Annotated in this window: 16 protein-coding genes and 1 pseudogene; 10 read left to right on the top strand and 7 right to left on the bottom strand. The window is 68.3% G+C overall.

The genetic code is table 11. The features are described 5' to 3' along the window. Positions 1-80: 80 nt before the first annotated feature. From RUTHE_RS17940 to RUTHE_RS02280, 3 genes and pseudogenes are all read right to left on the bottom strand, one after another. Positions 81-266 (bottom strand): annotated as a pseudogene (locus RUTHE_RS17940) (TRAP transporter substrate-binding protein); the annotation flags it as partial. Positions 267-494: 228 nt separating this feature from the next. Beyond that, positions 495-1,646: a LysR family transcriptional regulator gene (locus RUTHE_RS02285; RefSeq protein WP_021096630.1), complete on the bottom strand. Its 1,152-nt coding sequence runs from the start codon at positions 1,644-1,646 to the stop codon at positions 495-497. Then, positions 1,643-2,464 carry an NAD(P)-dependent oxidoreductase gene (locus RUTHE_RS02280; RefSeq protein ID WP_021096629.1) on the bottom strand — a complete coding sequence of 274 codons (822 nt, stop codon included), beginning with the start codon at positions 2,462-2,464 and terminating at the stop codon, positions 1,643-1,645. Before RUTHE_RS02280 ends, RUTHE_RS02285 begins: the two co-directional genes overlap by 4 nt. A gap of 158 nt (positions 2,465-2,622) precedes the next feature. Between RUTHE_RS02280 and RUTHE_RS02275 the strand changes: the two genes are divergently transcribed. From RUTHE_RS02275 to RUTHE_RS02250, 7 genes are all read left to right on the top strand, one after another. Beyond that, complete coding sequence (locus tag RUTHE_RS02275) at positions 2,623-3,360, top strand: PIG-L deacetylase family protein (protein WP_021096628.1); 738 nt, start codon at positions 2,623-2,625, stop codon at positions 3,358-3,360. A 72-nt stretch (positions 3,361-3,432) separates the two neighbouring features. Then, entirely contained in the window at positions 3,433-4,872 is a 1,440-nt protein-coding gene (locus RUTHE_RS02270) for a subtype B tannase (protein ID WP_021096627.1), read from the top strand. A 5-nt stretch (positions 4,873-4,877) separates the two neighbouring features. Beyond that, positions 4,878-5,111: a hypothetical protein gene (locus RUTHE_RS15240; protein WP_021096626.1), complete on the top strand. Its 234-nt coding sequence runs from the start codon at positions 4,878-4,880 to the stop codon at positions 5,109-5,111. 37 nt (positions 5,112-5,148) lie between these two features. After that, positions 5,149-6,114 carry a VOC family protein gene (locus tag RUTHE_RS02265; protein WP_021096625.1) on the top strand — a complete coding sequence of 322 codons (966 nt, stop codon included), beginning with the start codon at positions 5,149-5,151 and terminating at the stop codon, positions 6,112-6,114. A gap of 1 nt (position 6,115) precedes the next feature. Beyond that, positions 6,116-6,787 carry a 4-carboxy-4-hydroxy-2-oxoadipate aldolase/oxaloacetate decarboxylase gene (locus RUTHE_RS02260; RefSeq protein ID WP_021096624.1) on the top strand — a complete coding sequence of 224 codons (672 nt, stop codon included), beginning with the start codon at positions 6,116-6,118 and terminating at the stop codon, positions 6,785-6,787. Further along, positions 6,780-7,832, top strand: coding sequence for a 4-oxalomesaconate tautomerase (locus RUTHE_RS02255; protein ID WP_021096623.1), 1,053 nt, complete (start codon positions 6,780-6,782; stop codon positions 7,830-7,832). The genes RUTHE_RS02260 and RUTHE_RS02255 overlap by 8 nt, the downstream gene beginning before the upstream one ends. Before the next feature lie 185 nt (positions 7,833-8,017). Next, on the top strand, positions 8,018-9,391 hold the full coding sequence (locus tag RUTHE_RS02250) for an aminomethyltransferase family protein (RefSeq protein ID WP_021096622.1): 1,374 nt from the start codon (positions 8,018-8,020) through the stop codon (positions 9,389-9,391). Between the two features lie 70 nt (positions 9,392-9,461). Here RUTHE_RS02250 and RUTHE_RS02245 read toward each other — a convergent pair whose 3' ends face one another. The 4 genes from RUTHE_RS02245 to RUTHE_RS02230 are packed head-to-tail and all read right to left on the bottom strand — an operon-like array spanning position 9,462 to position 13,890. Next, positions 9,462-11,126, bottom strand: coding sequence for a GMC oxidoreductase (locus tag RUTHE_RS02245; RefSeq protein WP_021096621.1), 1,665 nt, complete (start codon positions 11,124-11,126; stop codon positions 9,462-9,464). Continuing rightward, positions 11,123-12,295 carry a lactonase family protein gene (locus RUTHE_RS02240; RefSeq protein WP_021096620.1) on the bottom strand — a complete coding sequence of 391 codons (1,173 nt, stop codon included), beginning with the start codon at positions 12,293-12,295 and terminating at the stop codon, positions 11,123-11,125. Before RUTHE_RS02240 ends, RUTHE_RS02245 begins: the two co-directional genes overlap by 4 nt. Positions 12,296-12,304: 9 nt before the next feature. Beyond that, on the bottom strand, positions 12,305-13,423 hold the full coding sequence (locus tag RUTHE_RS02235; protein WP_021096619.1) for a sugar phosphate isomerase/epimerase family protein: 1,119 nt from the start codon (positions 13,421-13,423) through the stop codon (positions 12,305-12,307). Then, positions 13,420-13,890, bottom strand: a complete 471-nt coding sequence (locus RUTHE_RS02230) for a C-glycoside deglycosidase beta subunit domain-containing protein (protein ID WP_021096618.1) — start codon at positions 13,888-13,890, stop codon at positions 13,420-13,422. Before RUTHE_RS02230 ends, RUTHE_RS02235 begins: the two co-directional genes overlap by 4 nt. 178 nt (positions 13,891-14,068) lie before the next feature. On the opposite strand from RUTHE_RS02230, the gene RUTHE_RS02225 reads away from it, so the two are divergent. From RUTHE_RS02225 to RUTHE_RS02215, 3 genes are all read left to right on the top strand, one after another. Further along, positions 14,069-15,277, top strand: coding sequence for a LysR family transcriptional regulator (locus RUTHE_RS02225; protein WP_040644941.1), 1,209 nt, complete (start codon positions 14,069-14,071; stop codon positions 15,275-15,277). A 184-nt stretch (positions 15,278-15,461) separates the two neighbouring features. After that, positions 15,462-16,253, top strand: a complete 792-nt coding sequence (locus RUTHE_RS02220) for an ATP-binding cassette domain-containing protein (RefSeq protein WP_021096616.1) — start codon at positions 15,462-15,464, stop codon at positions 16,251-16,253. Then, complete coding sequence (locus RUTHE_RS02215; protein WP_021096615.1) at positions 16,253-17,293, top strand: ABC transporter permease; 1,041 nt, start codon at positions 16,253-16,255, stop codon at positions 17,291-17,293. Before RUTHE_RS02220 ends, RUTHE_RS02215 begins: the two co-directional genes overlap by 1 nt. Positions 17,294-17,312 lie beyond the last annotated feature (19 nt).

Genomic DNA, 17,312 nt, shown 5'->3' with positions numbered 1-17,312 from the left:
CAGATGGCTTCCGTCCCCCCTTCTTCGGTCAGCACGCCGGGCAGTTCGGTCAGAAGCGTCAGCGGAAAGGTCGAGGCGGTATAGCCCGGAAGGCCAAAGGCAAACTCGGCCACACCATCCACCACACGGGCATACTGGTCTGCCGGCCCGGCCCCGAGCTCGCCACCATTGTAGATGCGCACCGTCACGGCGCCGTCCGTCGCCTCGGCGACGGCGGCGGCGAAGGGTTCGAACACGCCGGCCACATAGGGATGGGTCGGCGCCATGTAGTTGGCGAACTTCATCTCCTGGGCGATGGCAGCCGATACGGACAGGACCGCGGCGAGGGCAGCCCCGGCAAGGCGTAGCGCGAAGGTCACGATGTCTCCTCCCTGGATGGGGCCCGGCCATGCGGCTCCGGGCCGGTTCGATCTCCACAGGCCCCCGATCCCGCAGAACGCCCGGCATGACCAATCGGAAATGCGGCGTCGGCATAAGATCCGGCTATGGCGGCTTCAGGATCCGGGCAGCTCTGCCTCGATCGCATCGAGAAAGGCGGACTGTGCCCGCGTCGGAAGCCAGTCCGACCGCATGGTCAGGCCGATGATGCGTGATGTTCCCTGCATCGGCACCGGCACCGGCACGACCGCGCCCAGCCGGATCTCGGCCGCGATCTGCAACCGCGAGATGCAGCCCAGATGGTTGGTGATGGCCAGGATCTCGCGCATCAGGATCATCGAGCCGGTCTCGATCAGGGAAGGGGGCGTGCCGAAGCCGGCCATCAGCCGGTCGAAGGCCTGTCGGCCCGGCGTGCCCGCGAGGCCGACGACGAAGGGATAGCGGGCCAGACTGGCCGGATTCTCCAGAACAGGATGCCCGGGGCGGGCAACGATCATCAGATCGTCCTGGAACAGGGGCTTCTGGATGACATCCTCGGCCGGGGGGGTATCGCGCAGCGCGCCGATCAGGATGTCGATCTCGCCCCGCCGGAGACCGCTGACCAGATCCGCATAGGGTCCATCGAGCACCCGGACCGGCAGGGTGGGCCGGACCCGGCGGAAGCGTGCCAGAACGCGCGGCAGAAGAAAGGAACGGGACAGCGGCATGGCGCCGATCACGATCGCACCGACCTCGCGTCCGGCCAGCTCGGCCAGATCGGCCTCGGCCTGATCCAATTCGGCAAAGGCCAGCCGGGCCGCCATGGCCAGACGCTCGGCGACCCGGGTCGGCATCAGCCCGAAGGCGGTTCTTGCGAACAGCTTCTGGCCGGCCTCCTGCTCGAGCTGGCTGACCGCGCGGTGCACGGAGGGTTGGGTCATGCCCATGCGACGGGCGGCCAGGGTGAAGTTCTCGGCTTCGCATGTGGCGACCAGGGCCTGCAGCTGGGCGGATGTCGCGGTCAGCACCAGACGCGGCGCGATGTCCGAAAGCGCCGGATCCAGCAGGCCGAAGGCCCGACGCAGACGCAGCGCCAGCGCCTCTCCGGCAGCGGTCGGAAACAACCCTCCCCGACGCAGAAACAGGGGCTGACCCGCCAGTCTCTCGAGCTTGCCCAGAGCCTGCGAGACCGCCGGCTGGGAGAGGCGCATCGCCTCGGCGGCCCGTGTCACGGATCCCCCGTCATGAGCGGCAAGATACACGCGCAGATGACGCAGATTCGTTTTCACGGCAGGGACCCGAGGATGCGGTCGATACGGCGGGCCAGATCGTCCTCTCCCGCTTCTAGCGCCAGCGCCGCAATCCGGTCCTGCCACCGGGCAGTCGCAGCGGCCATCGCGTCGGGCAGGCCCAGCTCCCTCAATGTGGCGGCGACCTCGCGCATTTCGGCGGCGCGGCGCGCGCCATGGGCCATCATCCGTTCCAGACTGTAGGATGCGCGAGCGCGCCAGTCGAAGCCGGGATCCGAATCCTGAAGCGAGGCGAGAACTGCTTCCTCCACACCCGCCCGACGCGCAGCCAGAAGGCTTTCGGCGCAGAGTGCCTCGATCCCCTTGACGATCACCGATCGCAGCATCTTGACCATGGAGGCTGCGCCGATGCGATCGCCCGCGACCCGCACATCCATGCCCAGAGCCGTGCACAGGGCCAGTGCATCTGCAGAATGCGGACCGGCGATCAGGCAGGGCGTGCGGTGCCCGCGAGGATGCACCGGCGCCATGATCGCCAGATCGACATAGCGCCCGCCTGCCGCCTCGATCACCGCCGCAGCCCGCAGCTTGGTGCCCGGCGCGCAGGAATTGCCGTCCAGCCACAGCGCACCCGGTTCGAGATGGGGCGCGCAGGCCTCGGCCGCGGCAAGGGCCTGATCGGCAGTCACGAGGCAGAACACGACCTCGGCCCCGGCCAGCGCCGGACCGGGAGACAGGTGGCAATCCGGCATCGGACGGATGTCATGCGCTGCAACCGAACCGAACCCGGCCGCGAAGGCGCGTCCTGCCTCGCCGAAACCGATCATGGCCAACAGCGGCCCCCTCACCCTGTTCATGCTGCCCGCTCCGGTCTCATCTCTCATCGCCCCATGGCCTGGACCGCGGGGGGACGCAAATCCAGTGTCCATAGCCTGAACTTATGACCCGGCGCAGTCTTCTGAATGGCTCTGTCCGCGGCAGTGACGCAGAAGACGGCCAGAAACGGAGAGACCGCATGACCAGCTCCAGCCGCACTGCCCTCGTCATTTCCGCCCATGCCGCCGATTTCGTCTGGCGTTGCGGCGGGGCCATCGCGCTGCACGCGGAACAGGGGGTGAAGGTGACCGTCGTCTGCCTTTCCTACGGCGAGCGCGGGGAAAGCGCGAAACTCTGGAAGGAACCGGGCATGACGCTGGAGCGGGTCAAGGCCGTTCGGCAGGCCGAGGCGCGCAAGGCGGCCGAGGTTCTGGGCGTGCACGATCTGATCGAGTTCGACATGGGCGACTATCCGTTGGAATTCGCCCGCGCCCACAAGGACCGGCTGGTGGACATCATGCGCGCCGTCCAGCCTGCCTTCATGCTGAGCCACAGCCAGTACGACCCCTACAATACCGATCACATGCTGACCACGCAGGTGGTGCTGGAATGCCGCTCCACTGCACAGGCCTGGGGGCACAATCCGGGGCAGAAGATCCTCGGCGCGCCGCAGCTCTATCTCTTCGAGCCGCATCAGACCGAACAGATGGGCTGGAAGCCCGACACCTTCCTCGACATCACCCCGGTCTGGGAGAAGAAGCGCGCCGCCATCGAATGCATGGCGGGGCAGGAGCATCTGTGGGACTACTACACCCGCGTCGCCCAGAACCGCGCCAACCACTTCACGCGCAACTCGGGCGGTCAGGCGGGCGGACGGGCCTGCAAGTATGCGGAGGCCTTCCAGTCGGTGTTCCCGCGCACGGTGGACAGCCTCTAGAAACGGAAATTCTGCCCTCGCCCGTTCAAGACGGCGCGCTGCAAGCGCAATCCAGCGAAAGGAAACCCGGCCATGACAATCGGATCAACGATGCGCGGGCTGATGCTGATCGGCGGGCTGACCACGGCCGCCGGGACGGTCAGGGCGGAAGGTGTCTTTGACGCGACGCTCCGGATCGACCCCGACGCCTTTGTCACGATCACCGTGACACTCGACGGCAAGCCCCTCACCCTGCGCCGCTACGAGGCGGTCTATGTCGGGCGTCCCGTGGCGATGGCCACCGAACAGCCCGCGCGCCGGATGGGGCCGGGCGGAAGCCCCTCGGGCGCCGAAACACAGACGCTCGAGGATCCCCTGACCTATCAGAAGATGGCGATCTTCGTGCCCGAAGGCGCCAGCGACACCGCCGCGATGATCCTGAACGTCAGCAACGGCGGCTGGTTCGCCAGCGAACTGCGCCCTGGAATCGAGGATGGCGGCAGCTATGTCTCGGACAGCGACAGCGACAAGGTGGGAGCCGCACTGGCCGCAGGCTATGTCTATGTCGATATCGGCAGCCGAGGTCGCGGCATCCTGGCCGCCGATGGCAGCCTGCCCGGCAAGGCCCCGGCAGCGGTGGTGGATGCCAAGGCGGCAATCCGCTTCCTGCGGCTGAACGACGATCTCCTACCCGGTTCGGCCGAACGGATCGTGATCACCGGCACATCGGGCGGCGGTGGTTTGTCGGCGGCCGTGGCCGCCAGCGGCAACAGCCCCGACTACCTCCCCTATCTGGCCGAGATCGGCGCCGCCGGTATCGCCGCGGACGGATCGAGCACCCTCGCTGACGATGTCCTGGCCGTCATCGCCTATTGCCCCATCACCGATCTGGGCCATGCCGATCTGGCCTATGAATGGCTGTATCAGGGCATCCGCAGCGCCGCCAACACTGCCGGTTCGGAATGGAGCGAGGCCGCCCGCGCTGCCTCGGCCGAACTCGCCGCCGCCTATCCCGCCTATCTGGAAGGGCTTGGCCTGACATCGGCGGATGGATCGCCCCTCACGGCCACCACCATGAAATCCGCCATCGCAGACGAACTGACCCGCGAGATTGAACGTCACATCGCCGCAGGCGGAACCGTTCCGGCCCGGGGAGAGACCTTCAGCCTGACTCTGCCCGGTCCCGGCGGCGAACGGCAGATCGAACAGCCGAATGACTGGCTGACGGTCGAAGGCGGCAAGGTGACCGATCTCGATCTCGACGCCTTCCTGCGATTCGTCGCCGCGATCACGCCGCTCAAGCCCGTGCCGGCCTTCGACCGCACCGCCAACAGCGGCAATCCGGGCGTCGATGGCGAGAACACGCTGTTCGGCGGGCCCGATGTGGCTTACGCGAATTTCACGCCCTTCGGCTGGAATCACAACGAGGTTGCCGGCGACGGCTCGGGACCCGACGACACGGGGATGGACTGGGACGCCTGGACGGCGACGGCCGGCGAGGGCAGCAACTGGCCGCCCAGATCCGGCTGGTGAATCCGATGGCCTATCTGGGAGCAGAGGCCAAGGCCGCGCCCTACTGGTATGTCCGCCATGGCATGATCGACCGCGACACGTCCCTTGCGGTGCCTCTGGCGCTGGCCGCCGCCGCCCGGGCCGATGCCGATGTCAGGGAGGTGGACTTCGCCCTGCCCTGGATGACCCCTCACAGCGGAAACTACGACGTGCAGACCGCCTATGCCTGGCTGGCCCGCGTGCTGGCCGCCGCCGAATGAACCGGGATCAGGGCCCCCTGCCCTTACAGGAGTCACCGTGAACGCAACGACCAACCCGTCCTTCGACATCGCCCATCTGGGCCATGTCGAGGTCTACACCGACCGTTTCGAGGACAGCCTCGACTTCTTCACCCGCGTCTACGGGCTGAAACTCTCCGGACAGGACGAGACCGGCGCCTGGCTGCGCGCCTGGGACGACTACGAGTTCCACAGCCTGAAGTTGACGCGCCATCAGACCACGGGCGTGGGCCATATCGGCTATCGCGCTGCCAGCCCCGAGGCGCTGGAGCGGCGGGTGAAGGCGATCGAGGCCTCGGGCTACCGGGTGCATGGCTGGACCGAGGGCGACATGGGCCACGGACCCGCCTTCCGCTTCGAGGATCCCTTCGGCCATGTCTTCGAGATCTACTACGAAACTCGCCGCGCCGAGCCGCAGGAGGCCGACCGCCCGGCGCTGAAGAACACCGCCAGCGCCTTCACCGGCGCCGCGCCGCGCCGGATCGACCATGTGAACCTGCTCGCCGAAGACGTCACCGAGTTCCGGCGCTTCATGGAAACCTGCCTCGGCAGCCGCGTGACCGAGATGATCCGGCTCGACAACGGCCGGCTCGGCGGTTGCTGGTTCACGGTGAACAACAAGACCTATGATCTCGCCTGCACCGAGGAACACGGCGGCGGCCACGGGCGTCTGCATCACGTGACCTATGCCACGGATCAGCGCGAGGACATCCTGCGCGCGGCGGACATCTTCCTCCAGAACGGCGTCCATATCGAGACCGGCCCGCACAAGCATGCGATCCAGGGCACCTTCTTCCTCTATGTCTGGGAACCCGCGGGCAACCGGGTGGAGCTTGCCAATGCCGGCGCGCGGCTGATCCTGGCACCCGACTGGGAGCCGGTGGTCTGGACCGAGGCCGAGCGGAAGAAGGGCCAGGCCTGGGGGCTGAAGACCATCGAAACCTTCCACACCCATGGCACGCCGCCCGTGAAGAAGGAGCCGTGAGATGGCCGTTGTCGTCCGGAACATTCCCCGCGCCGCGCCTGAGGTGATCGAAGGGCTTGCGCGCGCGGGCGTCGCCACCGTGCACGAGGCGCAGGGCCGCCGCGGCTGTCTGCACAGCTCCATGCGGCCCATCTATGCCGGTGCGCAGGTGGCGGGATCGGCCGTCACGATCAGCGCCCCGCCCGGCGACAACTGGATGCTGCACGTCGCCATCGAACAGGTGCAGCCCGGCGACCTGCTGGTGCTGGCGCCCACGAGCCCCTGCGACAACGGCTATTTCGGCGAACTGCTCGCCACCTCGGCAATGGCGCGGGGCTGCCGGGGGCTGATCATCGATGCAGGCGTGCGCGACGTGCGCGACCTGACCGCGATGGGCTTTCCGGTCTGGTCGAAGGCGATCAGCGCCCAGGGCACCGTGAAGGAGACGCTGGGCGATGTGAACCTGCCCATCGTCTGCGCCGGTCAGACGGTCCACCCCGGCGACGTGATGGTCGCAGATGACGATGGCGTCGTCGTCGTGCGCCGCGAGGAGGCCGAGGCCGTCCTTGCCGCCGCCGAGAAGCGGCTTGCGGCCGAAGCGGACAAGCGGGCGAGGCTGGCCGCGGGGGAACTCGGGCTCGACCTCTACGGCATGCGCCCGGCGCTGGCGGCGAAGGGGCTGAAATATGTCTGAGGGCATCCCCTGCCTGTGGATGCGGGGCGGCACATCGAAGGGCGCCTATTTCCTGGCCCGCGACCTGCCGGCGGACCCGGCCGCGCGGGATGCCCTTCTGTTGCGGATCATGGGCAGCCCCGACCCACGCCAGATCGACGGCATCGGCGGAGCTGATCCCTTGACATCCAAGGTGGCGATCCTGTCGCCTTCGACGCGGCCTGACGCGGACGTGGATTACCTGTTCCTTCAGGTCTTCGTCGACCGGCCGCTTGTCAGCGCGGCCCAGCCCTGCGGCAACATCCTGGCGGGCGTCGGCCCGGCCGCCATCGAGCGCGGGCTGGTGTCGGCGCAGGACGGCGAGACCCCGGTCCGCATCCACATGCTGAACACCGGCGAAGTGGCGGTCGCCCGCGTGCAGACCCCCGGCGGGCGCGTGCGCTATGACGGAGAGACCGCCATCGACGGGGTGCCCGGAACGGCGGCCGCCATCCCGCTGATATTCCAGAACATCGCCGGGTCGATGTGCGGGGCGCTGCTGCCGACCGGCCGGGCCGTGGACGTGATCGACGGTCTGGCCTGCACGCTGATCGACAACGGCATGCCCTGCGTGGTGATGCGGGCCGCCGATTTCGGCCTGACCGGGGAGGAGGACCGCGACACGCTGGAGGCGCGCGAGGACATCCGCAGGCGGCTGGAGCCGATCCGGCTTCAGGCCGGGCGGATGATGGGCCTGGGCGAGGTGGCGGAACAGTCGGTGCCGAAGATGATCCTGGTTTCGCCGCCGCGGCGCGGAGGCGTCATCGCCACCCGGTCCTGGATCCCGCACCGCGTTCATGCCTCGATCGGCGTGCTGGCCGCCGTCTCGGTCGCGACCGCCTGTCTCCTGCCCGAAAGCCCCGCCGCCGCCCTTGCCGTCCTTCCGCCTGACGACCGTTTCCTGATCGAACATCCGACAGGCGCGGTGGAGCTGTTCCTCGAGCGCAATTCCGACGGATCGGTTCGCGCGGCGGGAACCCTGCGCACCGCGCGCAAGCTGATGGACGGGCTGGTCTTTCCGGCCTGACCCCCCTTCGCGGATCCGCCATTGCAAATCTGAAACCGGTTATCGGGCACCGGGATAAGCGGCGGCAACAGCCGGACATTAGGGTTCGCGCGTGGTCGGCCGGTCCGCAGACCGGATCCTTTCCGAAGCGCAACAGGACAGCCGTCATCCGGAACCGACCGCATGCCACGAAACCGAGGACACCGATGACCACGAGGACACTTGAAGACCGGCTCAAGGAATGGCCCAGCCCCGCCGCCATGCTGCAGAATTCGCAGATGGGGCCCTATGTCTTTCCCATCGCGCCACAATATACCAACTGGATCGAGGAAGTCCGCGCCTGGCGGCACGGGGCGGTGCTGCTGAACCAGTCCTATCACATGACCGACCTCTATGTGCGCGGGCCCGATGCGCTGCGGCTTCTGTCGCATGTCGGGGTGAACAGCTTTGCCGGTTTCGGGCGCGACAAGGCCAAGCAGCTCGTCTGCGTGAACCCCGACGGTTACGTGATCGGCGACGGGATCCTGTTCGGGCTCGAGGATGACGAATACCTTTATGTCGGGCGCCCGCCGCTTGCCTACTGGATCGCCTATCAGGCCGAAATCTCGGGCTGGAACGTCACCACCGAGCTCGACATCCGCAGCCTCGAGAACCCCGACAGGCCGCGCCGGCTCTACCGTTTCGAGGTGCAGGGGCCGAAGGCGCTCGACATCCTGAACGAGGTCAACGAGGGCGGGCCGCTGACCACCCGCTTCTTCCACATGGGCGAGATCACCATCGCCGGCTGCAAGGCGCGCACGCTGGCGCATGGCATGGGCGGCGCGCCGGGGCTGGAGCTCTGGGGGCCTTACGAGGAAGGCAAGAAGGTCTATGACCGGCTGATCGAGGTCGGCGCGAAATGGGGTATGCTGCGCGCCGGCAGCCGGGCCTATTCCTGCGCGGCGATGGAGTCGGGCTGGATCCCCTCGCCGCTGCCGGCGATCTACACGGGCGAGGCGATGAAGGGCTTCCGGCAATGGCTGCCGGCCGACAACTTCCTGGCGGTCTGCTCGGTCGGCGGCAGCTTCCAGCCCGAGAATGTCGAAGATTACTACCTCACGCCCTGGGACCTCGGTTACGGACGGATGGTGAAGTTCGACCATGATTTCATCGGCCGCCCGGCGCTGGAGAGGATGGCCGCGCAGCCGCACCGCACCAAGGTGACGCTGGTCTGGGACCGCGAGGACGTGCTGAAGATCTTCGACGGGCTCATGGGCCCCTATCCGGGGCCGAAGCTGATGGAACTGCCGGCGGGCCATTATGCCGCCCATCCCTATGATCAGGTGCTGCTCGACGGCGCGCTTGTGGGACTGTCCACCTACCCCGTCTATTCCGCCAACGAACGGGCCTGGATCTCGCTGGCGATGGTGCGGCCGGATCTCGCCGCGCAGGGCACGAAGCTTCGGATCCTGTGGGGCGAGAAGGATGGCGGCACGGCCAAGCCGCATGTCGAGCGGCATGTCCAGATGACCGTGGGCGCCGAGGTCCATCCCTGGCCGATCCACGAGGCGGCGCGGGAAAGCTATCGCGCGCAGAAATAGCCCCCGCCCCTCGGGCCGGACGCGCCGCAGGGCCATGCGGCGCGTCATTTCTTCGCCAGCCACGCGGCGGTCAGAGCCGCCCTGCCGCCAATTCCCCGGCGATGTGTTCGCAGGCGCGCACCGTCAGCGCCATGATGGTCAGCGTCGTGCCCGCCGTGCCACTGGTCGGGAAGGCCGCGGCATCGGTGACGAAGAGGTTCGGCACCTCCCAGGCCTGATTGTGCCGGTTCAGGACCGAGGTCGCCGGGTCATCGCCCATCCGCGCGCCGCCGCTTTCATGGATCGCCGCGCCCATCGTCATCGCGCGGGGAAAGAAGCGGCGGAAGAACCAGCGGCTGATCGGGTCTTCGTCCGGGTAGGCGCCGCGGCCGTATTCCGTGAGCCCGAGCGGCGAGCCGATCCATTCGACCTCGAAATCCGCGGCCTCGACCATCGCCCGAATCTCGTCCGAGGCGGCCATGAGAAGCCTGCGCTCGTTCTCGCCGACATGGCAGCGGATATGCGGGATCGGCATGCCCCAGCGGTCGCGCCGATGCGAGAGGGTGATGCGGTTGTCGGGGGCAGGCAGCATCTCGCAAAAGCCCATGAAGGCGAACTGCGCCCGCTTGTGCGGCGGCACATAAAGCCGCGCCGCCGTGCCCTGAAAGCCGTAGCCGCGCAGGAAGACGGGGTTGTGGCGGTCCCCGACATTCTCCCACCGCGGGATGTAGGCGCCACCGGTGCGGCCATACCAGGGGTCGGGGTCCCAGGTCGGGTCGTCCTCCTTACCCTTCTGGCCGGGGATGGTGCCGAAGATCACCAGCGGCGCCTGATCCATGAAGCAGCGCCCCAGCATTCCCGAACCGTTGGCGAGGCCCTCGGGGTGGGCGTCGCTGGCCGAATTCAGCATCAGCCGGACCGTCTCGACCGGCGAGCAGCAGAGGACGACGACGCGGGCGGTCAGGATGGAGACCTGCCCGCTGCGTCTGTCAATCACCTCGGCCCCGATGGCCCTTGCGCCGGATCGGTCGGTCAGCACCTTGCGGGCGATGCGGTCGGCCAGGACGGTCAGCCGCCCGGTCGCCATCGCGGCCAGCAGGGGCTGCGGCACACGGCGCGGGTTCGGGGGCATGTAGCGCCAGGTCGTGACCCGCCGCTCGGGCCAGCGGCCCTCGACCGCCTCCTTCAGACGCCGCTCGGCCGCGGTCAGATGGCCCGGTTTCAGATACTTTCCGTCGGGCAGGTTGGGCAGGCCCTCGGGGGTGCCGACGAGACCGAGGAAGCTTTCCACCTTGTCGTAGTAGGGCGCGAGATCGCCATAGGCGATCGGCCAGTCGGGGCTTGCACCATCGCGCGACCCGGCCTTGAAGTCGGTATCCGACCAGCGCATCAGGACGCGGCCATAGGTGTGAAGCCGCCCCCCGAGCTGCCTGCCGCGGATCCACAGATAGGGCTGATCGCGCGTGGTCTCGTAGGGGTGTTCGCGGTCGTTGACGAAGAGATGCCGGAACTGGTGGCCGAAGAAGGCCACCTTGGCCTGCACATGCTGGCCGAGGATCGTGGCAATGGCGCGCTGGCGCAGCTGGATGCCCTTTTCCACCGGGCCCTTCGGCGGGTCGGCGAAATCCTCGGGCCCGATTTCGCGTCCGGCTTCGACAAGGGCCACCCGCAGCCCCCGTTCGGTCAGCTCCTTGGCCGCGAAACTGCCCGAGGCGCCCGAGCCGATCACCAGGGCATCGAATTGGGTGTCGGTCATGGGCCGGGCCTTTCGGGGATGATCGCCACGAAGGCAGGGCCGGGGACGGCGGTCGTGGCGATTTCGCTCAGCGCGCCGCTGTCCGTATCGACGGCGAAGCTGCGGACCAGGCCGGCGGGGCGGTCGGCGAAGAGGATCAGGCCGGGGCTGGCAAAGGCAAAGCTGCGCGCGGCAAGGCGGGGGTGAATGGACTTGGCCACCATCACCGCGCCTTGGCGCTTCAGCGCGCCACCGGGTGCAATGGAGAACCAGGCCAGCGAATCCTCTCCGCGGTTGTTGACGTAGAGGTGCCGCCCGTCCGGCGACAGCCGCAGCTCGGCGGGCTCGTTCGGGCCGGAGTAACTGGCACCCGTGGTGCGCACCCGGTCCAGCAGCCTGACCGCCCCGGTGTCCGGGTCGAAATCAAGCGAGGCAAGTTCCGAGGAAAGCTCCAGCACCATCCAGAACCGCCGCCCGTCGGGGGCGAAGGCGACATGGCGCGGCGCGGTCTGCGGCGGGAAGGGCACGTGCGCCACCGGCTCCAGCCGGTCGGTCAGGCGATAGATGCGCAGGCTGTCGGTGCCCTTGTCGCAGACCAGCACGAAGCGGCGCGAGGGATCGAGGGTGGCGCAATGCGCATGGGCCGAGGCCTGCGCATGCCCGCCCGCCTGCGGCGACGTGTTGGGGTCGGGTCCGTGGCCGTCGAGCACATGCAGGTCGGCGATCCCGTCGAAGCTGCCGTCCGCCTTCAGCCGGTAGAGCGCGACGGTGGAGTGGTCATAGAGATACTCGACCTCCCATCCCCTCGCCGTGCGCCGCACCTGTTCGACATGGTCGAAACTGCCGTGGCTGGCCGACAGAAGAAGGCCCCGCGCCTCGTCGAAGTCAAGGAAGGTCGGGAACGGGCCGAAGACCGGGCAGCGGTCCTTCCAGATCAGTGCCCCGGTCGCGGCATCGAAGCCGAAGGCATGGATCGCGGCGGGCTGCCCCACCGGGCCGCGCCCGTCGGTCTTGCGTTCGTCCACGCAATAGACCGTGCCGGTCCGGGGCGAATGCACCAGATAACCCGCCTGAATGTCGCGGTCTCCCCTGGCCACCGCCTGCATCGCCCCCGTCGCCGGATCCAGCCGGAACACGGTCAGGCCGCCGGGAACGTCGCCCTCGGCATAGCTTCCCACGATTGCCCACATGGCCGGCCCCTATCCGATCAGACGCGCCAGCATCTCCTGATGCCGGCGGACCTGCTCGACCTCGCTCATCAGCTCGGCGCGGGTCCGATCCTGATAGTAGCGCTGGCCCTCGTATTCAGAGTTCACGTAGCCCGAGAATCCGCCCGCCTTCAACGCGCCGATCGCAGCTTCGGTGTCGATGGAGGCGTCGTGATATTGGCCCGGCCGTCCCGGAATCTCCGACATCTCGTAAAACTTGCCATGCACATGGGTCACATGGCGCGCGATCTGGCGAAGGGTCTCGGGCCGGGTGTTCGAGAAGGTCAGCGCCTCGCCCACCACGACGTAATCCACCTCCTGCGGGGCGGGCACATGCCGGTCGGCCCAGTCCTTCACCGCGCGGAAGGCCGGGGCGAGCCCCTCCGGCGCCTCGCCCGTGGTCAGGAACCGGCGATAGTCGGCGCGGACATTGCCCGCGGTGTGCCGCGACATGTCGAAGAGGGATCCGGCCTCGCCGCTGCGGATCAGATCCGACAGCGCGATGGCCGCCGCGCAGGCCGCCTCCTGCGCCCCCTTGCGGCGATACCAGCCGAGATGCGCCTCAGAGGGGCGGAACTGGAAGATGCCGAGATCGGGCACGATGCCCAGCCGGTCCGAAGCCTGCGCCTCGGCCCAGTCGATGATCTCGGCCACCTGCGGGCCTTCCAGCGTCATCGGCTGGTGGATCTCGCGGCCAAGGCGGATGTCCTGACGCTCGGCCTCGGGCAGGGCGCGCAGCATCACGTCCAGGGGCGTCACGGACAGCACCCGGACGACGCCGAAACCCAGCCGCCGCGCCAGGCGGATGTCGTGGCGCAGGCGCTCGGCGCATTCCTCGTGGCTCATCACATGGTCGCGGAACTGGAGCACATCCATGCCCACGTCCATCGCGACCGGGGTCAGGCCCAGGGCGGCCAGCCGCCGGTGCCAGTGATCGACGAAGGCCGCGCCCGGATCGGGATAGCGCAGCGTCATCTCGTCCACGATCTCGACCCCGGTCGCGCCGAAGGACGCCACCGCCGCCAGCTCGTCATCAAGCGTCATGTCGCCGAAGAAGCGCGCCTGCTGGAAACTGTAGAGCGAGACGCCCCGCCGGATGGTGATGGTCATGCCACGACCTCCTCGCCCTGAAGCTCCAGCATGAATTCGGAAATGTCCGGCGCCTTGTCCGACCCTGCGCCCGAACCCGGGACGGGCGGTGTGCGCACCCATTCCTCATCGGTGGGGCGATAGCCATAGGCCGCCAGCACCGATTGCTGGATACGGATCCGGTGCCGGCCGGGCGCGAGGCCGCCGGGGCAGGCGACATGCAGGATGCCCTCGTCGGGGTAATCCCAGTGCTCGTGCACCGCGCGCGCGATCTCGGCAAAGCTGCGCGGCGGGAGGCCGTTGATCGCGAAGCTCTGCGCCTCTCGCGGGTAGTTCACGCCGTCCACCTCGAGGAAATAGCCGTTGTGCAGCGACAGGTAGACGCCGCGATAGTTGGCGTTCTTCACCGCCAGGCAGAAACCCCTCACCCTGCCATCCTTCACCACGTTGCGCAGACTGTCCTCGCGCACGAAAAACCGCTCGAACATGGGCATTCCCGATCTGAACTTCGGGAATGATTGATCCGAGGGGGATTCCGGCCACCAATGCGATTCCGGTATCGGTCTGCACAGTTCCGGCATAACCGGCGGGTCATCGTCCTGTGCAGCCGGCCCCGGACATGCGACGATGCGCTTCGGGGACAGCGGGAGGAGCCGAGAGCCGGGCATGGCCGGGAGCGAACTCGATCTGCGCGAGGTGCGTGCCGTGGCGGAAGTGGCGCGGGCGCGCAGCTTCAAGGCGGCGGCCGAAGCGATGCATGCCTCGCAGCCGACGCTGTCGCGGCTGGTGGCTTCGGCCGAAGCCAAGCTGGGCGTGACGCTGTTCGCCCGTGGATGGGAGGGAGCCGACACCACGCAGGAGGGCGATGTGGTCGCGCGGAGCTGCGGCGCGATCCTGGCGGCCGTGGACGCGGCAGAGCAGGCCCTTCCCTTCGGGGGCGGTCCGCGCCCCCGTCTCCGTGCAGGCCTCACATCCGATCATCTGCGGGCCATCGACGCCCTGATCCGCGAGGGCAGCGTCACCCTTGCCGCACGCCGCCTCGGGCGCAGCCAGCCCGAGGTCAGCCGCACCCTCTCGGACTTCTCCCGGCGCTTCGGCCTCGTGCTGTTCCAGCGCGCGCCCTCCGGCATGGTCGCGCTCGAGCCTGCGCGGACGCTGGCCCGACTGCACGGCACCATCACCTTCCTGCTGGCGCAACTGCCGCAGCATCTGGCGCGACTGGAGGGCCAGGTGGTGGGCCGTGTCGCCGTGGGGATGCTCCCGTTCTCCGGCCAGGACCTGATCATGAAGGCCTTCGCGGAGATGACCAACCGTCATCCCAATGTCCGGCTGGCGCTCCTGCCGGGCAGCTACAACAGCCTCGTCGAGGCTCTGCGCCGGCGCGAGATCGACCGGATCGTCGGAATCTTGCGGCAGGAGGCCTGCCCCACGGGCCTGCTCGAGACCCGGCTTTACGACGAGCGTTTCGCGGTGGTCGCGCGCCGGGACCACCCGCTTCAGACGCGGGCCGCCGATCCGCGGGCGCTGGCTGCGACGAACTGGATCGTCGCCCCGCATGGCACCCCGATCCGCAGCCATTTCGAGAGGGTCTTTCTCGATCTGAACCTGACGCCGCCCACCCAGACCTGCGAGCTTCTGACCTTCGGTTCGGCGGAACAGATGCTGGTGGACAGCCATTCCGTGGCCATGCTGACCTACAGCGACCGGCGGCTGAGGCTCCTGCGGCCCGAACTCGGCGAGGTTCCCGTCCCCTTCCCGCGCCGTCGGGCGCCGATCGGTGTGACGCGGCTTGCTTCTGCCGAACCCGATGCCGCCACCGCCGCCTTCGACGGGATCCTGGCCGAAATCGTGGTCCGGTTCGAGCCCGGCGCCTGACGTCCTGCGGACAGCGAAAAGGCCCGCCGTCCGGGCAGATCCGTCATGCCGCCTGTGGTTATGCGGAAGCTGAGCACATCCATTCCGCTTCTGAATAAGTCTGCCGCCCGTGGTCTGGATAGGAGTTTTCGCGACGGGAGGGTGAGGACCGCTCGACCGGACGGGTTCCTCGACGGAGAGACGCATGACGACACGGACCAGGGGGGTCGCATCACAGGATCCACCGCTTGCCATCGGTGCCGAGCATGTGGCGAAGAGCTTCGGTCATGTGACGGCGCTGCGCGACGCCTCGATCGCCGTCCGACCGGGCGAGATCGTGGCGCTCTGCGGCGACAACGGCGCAGGCAAGTCGACCTTCCTGCGCGTGCTGCAGGGCATCTACCGCCCCGATGCCGGGCGCGTGATCATCGGCGGGCAGGAGGTGGATCTGACATCGGTCCGCGATGCGCAGGCCCTGGGTGTGGATACGGTCCATCAGGATCTGGCGCTGGCACCCGACCTCTCGACGGTGGACAATATCTTTCTTGGCCATGAGATCCGCCGGAGGGGTGTCCTGGGCGGGTTCGGGATCCTCGACAGGGCGGAGATGGCCGAACGGGCCGATGCCGCACTGAAGGAGCTGTCCATCGCGCTGCCCTCCCTCACCGTTCCGGTGCGCGAACTTTCGGGCGGACAACGGCAGGCGGTTGCGATTGCCCGGGCCGTGATGTGGTCCTCGAAGGCCGTGCTGATGGACGAGCCGACTGCCGCGCTGGCCGCCAGGCAGAGCCGGATCGTCTGCGACCTGATGCGCAGCGTCGCGGACCGGGGCCTTGGCGTGCTGGTGGTCAGCCACGACCTTCCGGCGGTGCTGGAGGTAGCCCATCGCGTCGTCGTCCTGTGGCGGGGAAAGACGGTCCTGGATGCACCGGCCGCGGATCTGACCGTGCCGGACCTTGTCGCTACCATGGTCGGCCATGTGAAGGAGGCCGCGTGATGAGCGACACCAAGGCCGTCCCGGTCATGGCCGAACCTGAAACCGACGACCGCGCACGCCAGAGAACGCCCCTCCAGCGGCTGATGGGGGCGCGGGCGACCTGGATCTTCCTGCTGGACATCGCCCTGATCGCCCTGTTCACCGCCCTGTCGCGCGAAGGTGTCTTCCTGTCCTGGCTGAACACGAAGGCCCTTCTGCTCAGCGGGGCCGAAGCACTGCTCCTTGCGGTCGGCCTTGCGATGCTGCTCGGGGCCGGAAAGTTCGACCTCTCGCTTGGGGCCAATCTGGTCATGTCCTCGGTCATGGCGGCCCTGGCCATGGTGGCGATGGTCGGCGCGGGCGCCGGTGTCGGCGTCACGATCCTCGCCGGCCTTGTGGTCTGCCTCGGCACGGGCGCCATGATCGGCGCGCTGAACGGGATGCTGGTGGCCGTCTTCGGCATCAACTCGCTGATCGCGACGCTGGGGATGCTGGGGGTGATCACCGGCTTCGCGCTGGTCGCCACGGGCAACGGCCAGGATGTGACCGGCTTTCCGCACCAGCTGCAATCGGGCTTCGGCCTGCGGACGATCGGGGGGATTCCCGCCCCGGCCCTGCTGGCGCTGACCGTGGCCCTCGCGATGTGGGTCGTGATCCGCTTCACCGCCTTCGGCCGCCATACGCTCGCCATCGGCTCGGCCCCGCTCGCGGCCGAGCGGGTCGGTCTGCGCGTGACGCGGCATGTGATGAGCCTGTTCGTGCTGGCCGGCATGTTGGCCGGTCTGGCCGGATTCATCGACATCGCCCATTACCAGACCACGGTGATCAACGGCCACAACAATGCCGCCCTGCAGGCGGTCGCGGCCGCCGTCATCGGCGGGACCGCGCTGGAAGGGGGCCGCATCTCGATCATGGGCACGATCTGGGGGGTGGCCCTGGCCGTGATCCTGCAGAACGGACTCGTCATCATCGGGGTGTCGAGCGCCTATCAGCTCATGGCCGTAGGAGCGGTGCTCATCGTTGCGGTCGGGCTCGACCGCATGAGCAGCCGGCGCCCCTGACGCCCTGCCCCATGCCACG

This window comes from Rubellimicrobium thermophilum DSM 16684 (assembly GCF_000442315.1).
GTDB classification, from domain to species: domain Bacteria; phylum Pseudomonadota; class Alphaproteobacteria; order Rhodobacterales; family Rhodobacteraceae; genus Rubellimicrobium; species Rubellimicrobium thermophilum.
The sequence above is the reverse complement of the archived record's forward strand: the minus strand, read 5'-3'. Positions and strand labels throughout refer to the sequence as shown.

Coding starts and splice junctions, on each gene's coding strand:
- RUTHE_RS02280 (WP_021096629.1), bottom strand. CDS start 2,464: ATGAACAGGGTGAGGGGGCCGCTGTTGGCCATGATCGGTTTCGGCGAG.
- RUTHE_RS02275 (WP_021096628.1), top strand. CDS start 2,623: ATGACCAGCTCCAGCCGCACTGCCCTCGTCATTTCCGCCCATGCCGCC.
- RUTHE_RS02270 (WP_021096627.1), top strand. CDS start 3,433: ATGACAATCGGATCAACGATGCGCGGGCTGATGCTGATCGGCGGGCTG.
- RUTHE_RS15240 (WP_021096626.1), top strand. CDS start 4,878: ATGGCCTATCTGGGAGCAGAGGCCAAGGCCGCGCCCTACTGGTATGTC.
- RUTHE_RS02260 (WP_021096624.1), top strand. CDS start 6,116: ATGGCCGTTGTCGTCCGGAACATTCCCCGCGCCGCGCCTGAGGTGATC.
- RUTHE_RS02255 (WP_021096623.1), top strand. CDS start 6,780: ATGTCTGAGGGCATCCCCTGCCTGTGGATGCGGGGCGGCACATCGAAG.
- RUTHE_RS02250 (WP_021096622.1), top strand. CDS start 8,018: ATGACCACGAGGACACTTGAAGACCGGCTCAAGGAATGGCCCAGCCCC.
- RUTHE_RS02245 (WP_021096621.1), bottom strand. CDS start 11,126: ATGACCGACACCCAATTCGATGCCCTGGTGATCGGCTCGGGCGCCTCG.
- RUTHE_RS02240 (WP_021096620.1), bottom strand. CDS start 12,295: ATGTGGGCAATCGTGGGAAGCTATGCCGAGGGCGACGTTCCCGGCGGC.
- RUTHE_RS02235 (WP_021096619.1), bottom strand. CDS start 13,423: ATGACCATCACCATCCGGCGGGGCGTCTCGCTCTACAGTTTCCAGCAG.
- RUTHE_RS02230 (WP_021096618.1), bottom strand. CDS start 13,890: ATGTTCGAGCGGTTTTTCGTGCGCGAGGACAGTCTGCGCAACGTGGTG.
- RUTHE_RS02225 (WP_040644941.1), top strand. CDS start 14,069: ATGGCCGGGAGCGAACTCGATCTGCGCGAGGTGCGTGCCGTGGCGGAA.
- RUTHE_RS02220 (WP_021096616.1), top strand. CDS start 15,462: ATGACGACACGGACCAGGGGGGTCGCATCACAGGATCCACCGCTTGCC.
- RUTHE_RS02215 (WP_021096615.1), top strand. CDS start 16,253: ATGAGCGACACCAAGGCCGTCCCGGTCATGGCCGAACCTGAAACCGAC.